Below are 8819 nucleotides of genomic sequence, written 5' to 3' on the forward strand. Positions count from 1 at the left end.
GCGACGACCTCCTGCCAGCCGGGCATCGGGTCGAGGTCGTCGTCGAGCAGGCCCAGTTTCTGGGCGAGGACGCACAGCGGGCGGGGGCCGGCGCCGTCGTGGACGACCTGGCCGAGCGAGCGGGTGCCGGCGAGCAGGATCTCCGGGGTGAGGTCGAGCGGTTTGGCGACGTCCGGCTCGACGCGTACCAGCAGCTCACGCACGGTCTGGCTGCCGCTCGTCACCCGCAGGCGCCGCATGCGCTCGGTCAGCATCAGGTCCTGCATGGTCTCCGTGTGGCCGTCCGGCAGCTGTTCCAGGACGCCGACGGCGACCGCGAGGCGTTTGGCGTCGTCGGCGGGGTCCAGCTCGCCGGCGGCGATCGCGCGTTCGAGTGCGCGCGTGATGGCGTCGTACAGGGCCTGCTCGCGGGGGCCGGGCTGGTCGAGCCAGGCGATGCGCAGGCCGGCGGGCGGCATGATGCCGGAGGCGTGCGTGGCGCGGGCGTACAGCTCGAAGCTGCGGATGGCGTCGTGGGCGGCCGCGAGGATCTCGCTGGTCTGCCTGCCGCGGCAGATGGCGGCGTAGCGGGGCTGGTCGAGGCGCTCGAAGAACCAGGCGGCCTCCGCGACGACCTCCTGCCAGCCGGGCATCGGGTCGAGGTCGGCGGGCGGGTCGCGGAGCAGCTGCGGCAGGGTGAGCCAGAGGAAGTTCTGCACGTCGAACTGGGACATCAGGTAGTTGGGCCGCTCGCCAGCCACGTCGAACCAACACGCGGCGACGACCAGCCCGGCGTCGTCGCGGTCGGCCAGCTCCTCGACGACGGCCTCGACATCCTGCATGGACCTCAGCTTCGCACGGCGGTCCGCGGCGCCGCGATCTGTGCGGTCCTCATATGCTCGGGCGCGTGACTTTCGTCTCCGAGTTGTTCGACTCCGCCGCCTGGCGTCCCGTCGAGGGTTTCGAGTTCACCGACATCACCTACCACCGGGCGGTGTCGACCGGCGCCGTGCGGATCGCGTTCAACCGGCCGGAGGTGCGCAACGCGTTCCGGCCGCACACCGTCGATGAGCTGTACAGAGCCCTCGACCACGCGCGGATGACACCCGATGTTGGGTGCGTCCTGCTGACCGGCAACGGTCCGTCACCACGCGACGGCGGCTGGGCGTTCTGCTCGGGCGGTGACCAGCGGATCCGCGGGCGGACGGGGTACCAGTACGCGTCCGGCGAGGACGCCTCGACCGTGGACCCGGCGCGGGCGGGGCGGCTGCACATCCTGGAGTGCCAGCGGTTGATCCGGTTCATGCCGAAGGTGGTCATCGCGGTCGTGCCGGGGTGGGCCGCCGGTGGCGGGCACAGCCTGCACGTGACGTGCGACCTGACCCTGGCGAGCGAGGAGCACGCCCGGTTCAAGCAGACGGACGCGGACGTGGGCAGCTTCGACGGCGGCTTCGGGTCGGCATACCTGGCGCGGCAGGTCGGCCAGAAGTTCGCGCGGGAGATCTTCTTCCTCGGCCGCACCTACACGGCCGAGGACATGCACCGGATGGGGGCGGTCAACGCGGTCGTGCCGCACGAGTCGCTGGAGGCCACGGCCCTGGAATGGGCCACGGAGATCAACGGCAAGTCGCCCACGGCCCAGCGCATGCTGAAGTACGCGTTCAACCTGATCGACGACGGTCTCGTCGGCCAGCAGCTGTTCGCGGGCGAGACGACGCGGCTGGCGTACATGACCGACGAGGCCGTCGAGGGCCGAGACGCGTTCCTGGAGAAGCGAGACCCCGACTGGTCACGCTTCCCGTACTACTACTGACCCGCCTCCCGGAATTCTCGATCCGCCTCGACAACCGCACCTCCGCCGGGACGCAACCCACACAGGTGGGTCTCACGACGTGGTGGCCTCGGCGGCTGACGCGAGCCAGTTCTCGTGCGTGGCGGTCACCTTCTCCCACAGGGTCGTTCTCCTCGTCTCGTCCACATCGGACAGCGGCAGGTTGAACACGTCGGCCAGGCAGGCGTACCAGTCGGCGCGGGTGTCCAACTCGATCTTGTTCTCGTGGCTGGTGAGGACGCGGCCGCGCAGGACGTCCACGCCGGTCGCGTCGCGGCGGCAGAGCGCCAGGGTGCGGACGAAGCCCGAGTCCGGGCTGGACTGGAGGTGTTCGTGTCGCTCCCGCAGGTCGGCAGGGGTGGCCTCCTCGGGCTTGAAGTCCATGCCCCGCAAGGACATGCTCGGGTCGGCGTCGAAGCGCCAGCCGCCGGGGGCGATCTCGGAGGGGCGTAATCGGTAGGTGTGCGGGCCCTGTGCACAGGTGCCCGTGAGCAACGGCATCGGCTCATGTGGACCGTCGCCGAGGCCGGCGTCGACCAACCACTCACCGCCGGGATTGGCGTCGGACGGCAGGTCGGACACCGTGATCGCCAGGTGGTTGCCGTCGACGTTGGCCGCCGCGTCCTCGCGGAGGCTCTGCACGCCGGCCGTGTGCCAGTGCACGACGAAACCCAGCCAGCCCAGCAGGGTGGCCAGCGCGCCGTTCAGGTGGTAGCAGTAGCCGCCGCGACCGCTCACCAGGTAACGCAACGAGTCGAGCGGGTCGATCGTCCGGCGCTCGCCCAGCCAGATCCACACCGCCTCGTACGGGATGCGCTCGACCTGCGCCCTGTGCAGTGCGTACAGCGTCTCCACGCTGGCCGGGGGCGGAGTCGCGAAACCCAGCCGGCGCAGGTAGGCGTCCCTGAACGGCTCGTCGACGGGTGGTCTGGTGGTGGTCATGAGGGCGAGATTAGGCGGGGTGACCGACAATTTCGAACGTGTTGGTGACGCCTGTGGACAACTCGGAGATCGTGGCCGCGCTCGACGCGGCCCTGGACGGTGGGCCGGCCGTGTTGCCGCTGTCCGCCGACGACCCGCGGGCCGGTGAGCTGCGTGTGGCGATGGCGCCCGACGAGCCGACGCTGCCGGGCACCGCCGTGGTGGTCGCGACCTCGGGATCCACCGGCGCGCCCAAGGGGGTCGAGCTGTCCGCGGCCGCGTTGACGGCGTCCGCCACCGCCACCCACGCCCGGCTAGGTGGGCAGGGGCAGTGGCTGCTCACCCTGCCGGCGCACCACATCGCCGGCGTGCAGGTGATCGTTCGGTCACTGCTGGCCGGGACACCTCCGGTGCTCCGCGGTGGGCAAACGTTTGCGACGGCGGTGGCCTCTATGACGGGTCCGCGCCGCTACACCTCGCTGGTGCCGACGCAGCTGCTGCGCCTGCTCGACGATCCGGTGGGGCTCGAGGCGTTGTGTTCACTCGATGCGGTGCTTCTCGGCGGGGCAGCCACCCCGGCGCCGCTCCTCGACGGCGCGCGTGCCGCCGGGGTTCGGGTGTCGACGACCTATGGGATGTCGGAGACCGCGGGTGGGTGCGTGTACGACGGGAAGCCGCTGGACGGGGTGCGGGCACGGCTGGCCGACGGGGTGATCGAGCTGTCCGGGCCGGTGCTGGCCAGCGGCTACCGGCGCGATCCGGGGGGCACGGCGGCCGCGTTCGTGGACGGGTGGTTCCGCACCACCGATCTGGGCCTGCTGGCGGCCGACGGGACGCTCTCGGTGCTGGGGCGGGCCGACTTCATGATCAATACTGGTGGGGTGAAGGTGGCACCCGCGGCGGTCGAGGCGGTACTGGTGGCGCAGCCCGGGGTCGCGGAGGTGTGTGTCGTCGACCTGCCCGACGAGGAGTGGGGGCAGCTGGTGGCGGCGGCGGTCGTGCCGGTGGATCCCGCGCGGCCGCCGTCCGTGGCGGCGTTGCGGGCGGCCGTGCGTGCGCGACTGGGCGGCCCGGCGACGCCGAAGCTCGTGCGCTTCACGGACGCACTCCCGTTACAGGGTCCGGGGAAAGTTAACCGGAAAGGGGTAAAGGACATGCTGCGCGGAACTTGACATCACCTCCGCCCGTTGGCGCGACATGGGCTTCTTGCGGGCGATGTCACTACCAGGACTGGTGGTCCTGCTCGTAGTGCTCGCTGCCCTGGAGAGGTTCGGGTTGTGGGCGAACGGGCGGAGCTGGCTCCCGTGGCGGCGCAAGCGGGAGGGCACGCCGCCGCTGCTGAAGGTGGACCTGGAAAGCGGGCGGATGGTACTACGGAAGCGATTACCCGGCCGGTGATCGTTCCGGTTGCGGGATCAGCGGGTGGGGTTTTGGCTCTTCTGGCATGAAAACCAACCTGCTGGCCTGTGTCGTGCTCGTGTGCTCTCTGCTCACGGTCACGCCGGCCGCCGCGGCGACGGCGTGGCAGGTCGACCTGTCGAGGACGGCCGCGAGCAGCACGAACGTGGCAACCGGCGCCGGGGGTCGGTTGGGATCGGCGGCCAACCAGGCGGCCAGCGCCGACCCCGGGCTGCGGACGGGCTTCGCGGTGTACCCGCATCGGCTGGCGGCCCCGGCGAACGCCTTCACGGCGGAGGTGCGGAGCAGCGTGCCGGCGGGTGCCGAGCTGGCCGTCGACGTGCGCGGCCGGTCGGGCGATGCGTGGTCGGAGTGGGTCGAGATCCGTCCCGGCCAGCCGGGTGTGCTGCCGGAGCCGGTCACCGACATCGAGGTGCGCGCGGTGTTGTCGGCGCCTCTGGACGTGCCGTCACCGACGTTGACGGGATTGTCGGTGGTGCCGGCTACCGTGCCGGGTGGTCGGGTCCGTTCGACGTCGGTCGGCCTGTCCTACTCCGTGTTCGCGACGCGGGAGGGACTCGTCGGCCGTACCACGGCCAACGGACACCGGGTCGCGGCGCGGGACCACTTCGTCGCGCTGCCGTCGTGGCGGGGGTTGTCGGGTCGGGACACGGGTGACTACAGCGTCCGGGTGTGCGCGGCGAACGGCCGGTGCGCGTGGGCACCCGTGTGGGACGTCGGCCCGTGGAACACGCGGGACGACTACTGGGCCGAGGCGGGCCAACGCCAGGAGTGGCACGACCTGCCACCGGGCAAGCCGGAGGCTCAGGCGGCCCATCAGGACGGGTACAACGGAGGGAAGGACCAGTTTGGACGGAGAGTGGCCAACCCCGCGGGCATCGACCTCGCGGACGGGACCTTCTGGGATGGCCTGAAACTGAAGACCAACGCGTGGGTGACCGTGACCTACGAGTGGACGGGCGCGAACCCGGCCGGGTACGTGAACACCCCCGGCGACGCCCTCAACGTGCGGACGGCACCGAACAGCCAGGCGGCGATCGTCGGCATCGCCGGCAACCACGCCCAGGTCCGCATCGAGTGTGCGGTTGCGGGCGAGCAGGTCGCCGGTAGCGAGGGAACCACGAACAGCTGGTACCGCCTCGCCGCCGGGATGTTCGTGTCGGCCGCGTACGTCTCAGGACCACGAACCGCGACCGCGTGCTGACCGCACAAGGGAACCGGCGCAGCACGGGCACCGGATGGGGGTTGGACGGCATCGGACGTTGTGACCGAACGCCATGGGCGACGGCCGAACACGCGACGGCCGACAGGAGGCGCGACACCCGAACACGCGGATGGGCCAAACGCGCGCGAGAGCCGAACACTCGCGTTCGCCAATACGCGAGGGCCGAAGACGCGCCGAACGCGTGAAGACCAAACGCGCGGAATGGCCGGGGCACGGGAGAGCCGAAGGCGCGCGACGGCCGCAAGCGAGGCGCGACGGCCGAACATGCGATCGCCAACGCGCCCAATGGCCGAACGCGAGGCGCGACGGCCGAACGCGTGAAGGGCCAAACGCGCGGAACGGCCGGGACACGGGAGAGCCGAAGGCGCGCGACGGCCCCAAGCGAGGCGCGGCGGCCGAACGCGTGCATCGTCGAACGCGCGCCGGCCAGCCGCGGGCATCGCCAGACTCAGGCATCGCCAGACGCAGCATGCCGGGCGCAGGCGTGCCCAGGCGCGCATGCCCAGGCGCGCATAGTCAGGCGCAGGCATGGCCACGTGTTCGGGATCACCGGGGCAGTGAGGGTCGATGGGCTTCCGGCGGTGGGGACACCACCCAGGCGGGGGTCCGCGATGGCCCTAGTTAGATGACCTCATGGCTACAACCGCGGAGTGGGTGGCCGGGGCTCGCGTTCGGACGTTGCCGAACTCCGTTGCGCCGGTGATTGTCGGGGCCGGGGCGGCTGCCGCCATCGGCGGGTTCAGTTGGTGGGCCTCCCTGCTGGCGCTCGTCGTGTCGTTGGCTTTGCAGGTGGGTGTCAACTACGCCAACGACTACTCCGACGGCATCCGCGGTACCGATGACGCGCGGGTCGGGCCGTTGCGGCTCGTCGCCTCCGGGGTCGCGCCGGCCGCGCAGGTGCGGTTGGCGGCCTTCGCCTGTTTCGGGGTGGCGGGGGTCGCCGGGCTTGTGCTCGTCGCACTGAGTGGGCACTGGTGGCTGGTCACCGTCGGCGTCGTTTCGGTTGCGGCTGCCTGGTTCTACACCGGCGGGCCCCGGCCGTACGGGTACGCGGGGTGGGGCGAGGTCGCGGTGTTCGTCTTCTTCGGGCCGGTGGCTGTGCTCGGCACGCTCTACGTGCAGACGGGGCGGCTCACCTGGGCCGGCGTTGGCGGGGCCGTCGCTCTCGGGTGTATTTCCGCGAGTGTGCTGGTCACCAACAACCTTCGCGACCTGCCTACCGACTCCGCGAGCGGCAAGATCACCCTGGCCGTGCGGCTCGGGGATCGGCGGACACGTCTGCTGTTCATCGTGCTCGTCGCGGTGCCGTTCGTCGTGTCGGTCGTCGGGGGGGTGTGGTTGCCCTGGCTGCTGCTCGGGTTGCTCGCCGGCGTGCTCGCGGTGCCCGCCGCGCGGGCCGTGGCCGGTGGGGCCGCCGGGATGGCGCTGATTCCCGTGCTGCGGGACACCTCCCTGGCGATGCTCGCGTGGGCGGTGCTCGTGGGCGTGGGGCTCGCCCTCAGCTAGAGCGCGGCTGGAGCCGTAACGGCGGGCGGCTTGCGGCGACATCACAGATGTCCGAAGAAACATGGGGGACGTCATGTCGCGGTGGGCTCGCCTGCCCTTGTCGGGGCTGGTCCTGCTGGCGCTCGTCGCCGCCGGCGGGTGCGCCAACAAGACGTTCGGCACGCCCACGGCCGTGACCACGCCCTCGTCGGCCCGGCACTTCGACGATCCGGACCGGCTCACGGCGAAGGACGCGCTCGGCGACCTCACCAGGTTCAACCCCTGTAGCGTGCTCGACCCCGCCGGGATGCCGGCCGCATGGCACGTCTCCATCGACGTCCCCGCCGCCTACGAGTACTGCGTCATGTCCGTGAACACGAAGGAAGGCGTCCAGGCGGAGGTGCAGGTCGGCCGCCTGTACCAGTCGGACCACGAGAGCGGGGAGAGCCAGTCGCGCGCCGGCGGGCTACGGGTCTTCCCCTCCGACGACACCGGCAACGCCTGTTCCCGAGACATCGTCTTCGCCGACGGGATCGCGTTGGTCGTGCGTAGCTGGGCCCAGAAGGCCAAGGACGCGACCGCCATGTGCGGGATCAGCGACGAGGTCGTCGACCCCGTCATCGACGCCGTGGCCGCGGGCCGGGCCACGAGCCTCACGCTGCCGGAGCACTCCCTCGGCGCCATCGATCCCTGCGACGTCGTCACCACCGAGATGGCCACCCTCGTACGGGGGATCACGGCCGGCGTCCGGCCGGACCGCCAGCTCTCCGGGCACAGCTGCTGGTGGATGAGCGATCAGGGCACGATGCTCGAGGTCGCCTTCGACATCGGGCGGCTACCGGCCGGGGACACCGGCGAGACCACGCAGGGCCGCTACACCGCCGTCACCCATTACGCGGACGACACGGCCTCGTCCACCTGCGCCGTCGTCGGTGAGCACGTGCCGTTCGCGTTCGGCTCGACCACCGGGCTCATCGAACGTGCCGGCATCTGGGTCTACCTCAAGCCGGGCGAGGTCGAGGCCGCCTGCACCGCCGGCAAGCAGCTGGCCGACGAGCTGTGGCCGGAACTGCCGCCGCTATAGCCACTCGCCGGTGGACAGGAACCGGTCGACGGTCTCGCGGTGCGGCGCCAGGTCCAGGCCCTGCGCGGCCAGCCAGGCGTCATCGTAGTAGGTGCCGGCGTAGCGCTCGCCACCGTCGCACAGCAGGGTCACCACGCTGCCCTCGCAGCCGGTGGCACGCAGCTCCGCCACGATCTGGAACGCGCCCCACAGGTTCGTGCCCGTCGAGCCGCCGACGCGGCGGCCCAGCAGCGGCTCCACCGCGCGGATGGTCGCCAGGGACGCGGCGTCCGCCACCTTGACCATGCGGTCGATCACCTGGCCGACGAAGGACGGTTCGACGCGCGGCCGTCCGATGCCCTCGATGCGGGAGCCCTGGCAGGCCGTCAGGTCCGGCAGGGTGTCCCGCCACGCGTCGAAGAACACCGAATGCTCCGGGTCCACCACGGCCAGGCGCGTGCGCAGCCGCCGGTACCGGATGTAGCGGCCGATGGTCGCGCTCGTGCCGCCCGTGCCGGCGCCCACCACGATCCACTCCGGCTCGGGGTGCGGCTCCAGGGACATCTGCTCGAAGATCGACTCCGCGATGTTGTTGTTGCCGCGCCAGTCCGTGGCCCGTTCGGCGTGGGTGAACTGGTCCATGAAGTGACCGCCCAGCTCGGCGGCCAGCCGGTGGGACTCCGCGTACAGCTGGCTCGGCTCGTCGACGAAGTGACACCGGCCACCCTGCCGCTCGATCAGGGCCACCTTGCCCGCGCTGGTGGTCCTGGGCATCACCGCGATGAACGGCAGGCCGAGCATCCGGGCGAACCAGGCCTCGCTCACCGCGGTGGAGCCGCTCGAGGACTCGACCACCGTCGTCCCCTCGGTGATCTGCCCGGAGCACAGGCCGTACA

Annotated in this window: 9 protein-coding genes; 6 read left to right on the plus strand and 3 right to left on the minus strand. The window is 71.3% G+C overall.

What is annotated here, in order from left to right:
* Window positions 1-821: hypothetical protein (locus ACJ73U_RS28040; protein WP_407780722.1), on the minus strand; the 821-nt coding region annotated here is incomplete at its 3' end.
* Between the two features lie 53 nt (window positions 822-874).
* On the opposite strand from ACJ73U_RS28040, the gene ACJ73U_RS28045 reads away from it, so the two are divergent.
* Window positions 875-1792, plus strand: a complete 918-nt coding sequence (locus ACJ73U_RS28045; protein WP_407780723.1) for a 1,4-dihydroxy-2-naphthoyl-CoA synthase — start codon at window positions 875-877, stop codon at window positions 1790-1792.
* 72 nt (window positions 1793-1864) lie between these two features.
* On the opposite strand, the gene ACJ73U_RS28050 is transcribed toward ACJ73U_RS28045, so the two are convergent.
* On the minus strand, window positions 1865-2752 hold the full coding sequence (locus ACJ73U_RS28050) for an arylamine N-acetyltransferase family protein (protein ID WP_407780724.1): 888 nt from the start codon (window positions 2750-2752) through the stop codon (window positions 1865-1867).
* A gap of 38 nt (window positions 2753-2790) precedes the next feature.
* Between ACJ73U_RS28050 and menE the strand changes: the two genes are divergently transcribed.
* From menE to ACJ73U_RS28075, 5 genes are all read left to right on the plus strand, one after another.
* Window positions 2791-3903: an o-succinylbenzoate--CoA ligase gene (gene menE / locus ACJ73U_RS28055; RefSeq protein ID WP_407780725.1), complete on the plus strand. Its 1113-nt coding sequence runs from the start codon at window positions 2791-2793 to the stop codon at window positions 3901-3903.
* 43 nt (window positions 3904-3946) lie between these two features.
* Window positions 3947-4129 carry a hypothetical protein gene (locus ACJ73U_RS28060; RefSeq protein WP_407780726.1) on the plus strand — a complete coding sequence of 61 codons (183 nt, stop codon included), beginning with the start codon at window positions 3947-3949 and terminating at the stop codon, window positions 4127-4129.
* 46 nt (window positions 4130-4175) lie between these two features.
* Window positions 4176-5354: a hypothetical protein gene (locus ACJ73U_RS28065; protein ID WP_407780727.1), complete on the plus strand. Its 1179-nt coding sequence runs from the start codon at window positions 4176-4178 to the stop codon at window positions 5352-5354.
* Between the two features lie 654 nt (window positions 5355-6008).
* On the plus strand, window positions 6009-6881 hold the full coding sequence (locus ACJ73U_RS28070; protein ID WP_407780728.1) for a 1,4-dihydroxy-2-naphthoate polyprenyltransferase: 873 nt from the start codon (window positions 6009-6011) through the stop codon (window positions 6879-6881).
* 73 nt (window positions 6882-6954) lie between these two features.
* On the plus strand, window positions 6955-7944 hold the full coding sequence (locus tag ACJ73U_RS28075) for a hypothetical protein (protein WP_407780729.1): 990 nt from the start codon (window positions 6955-6957) through the stop codon (window positions 7942-7944).
* Here the strand turns inward: ACJ73U_RS28075 and ACJ73U_RS28080 are convergent.
* Window positions 7939-8819 (minus strand): PLP-dependent cysteine synthase family protein (locus ACJ73U_RS28080; protein ID WP_407780730.1); only part of this gene is annotated, 881 nt, incomplete at its 5' end. The genes ACJ73U_RS28075 and ACJ73U_RS28080 overlap by 6 nt on opposite strands.

The organism is Actinophytocola sp. (genome assembly GCF_045807065.1).
Classification (GTDB): domain Bacteria; phylum Actinomycetota; class Actinomycetes; order Mycobacteriales; family Pseudonocardiaceae; genus Actinophytocola.

What these genes read in the sequence shown, in the direction of transcription:
- ACJ73U_RS28065 (WP_407780727.1), top strand. Translation starts at nt 4,176, where the DNA reads ATGAAAACCAACCTGCTGGCCTGTGTCGTGCTCGTGTGCTCTCTGCTC.
- ACJ73U_RS28075 (WP_407780729.1), top strand. Translation starts at nt 6,955, where the DNA reads ATGTCGCGGTGGGCTCGCCTGCCCTTGTCGGGGCTGGTCCTGCTGGCG.
- ACJ73U_RS28060 (WP_407780726.1), top strand. Translation starts at nt 3,947, where the DNA reads ATGTCACTACCAGGACTGGTGGTCCTGCTCGTAGTGCTCGCTGCCCTG.
- ACJ73U_RS28050 (WP_407780724.1), bottom strand. Translation starts at nt 2,752, where the DNA reads ATGACCACCACCAGACCACCCGTCGACGAGCCGTTCAGGGACGCCTAC.
- ACJ73U_RS28070 (WP_407780728.1), top strand. Translation starts at nt 6,009, where the DNA reads ATGGCTACAACCGCGGAGTGGGTGGCCGGGGCTCGCGTTCGGACGTTG.
- ACJ73U_RS28045 (WP_407780723.1), top strand. Translation starts at nt 875, where the DNA reads ATGCTCGGGCGCGTGACTTTCGTCTCCGAGTTGTTCGACTCCGCCGCC.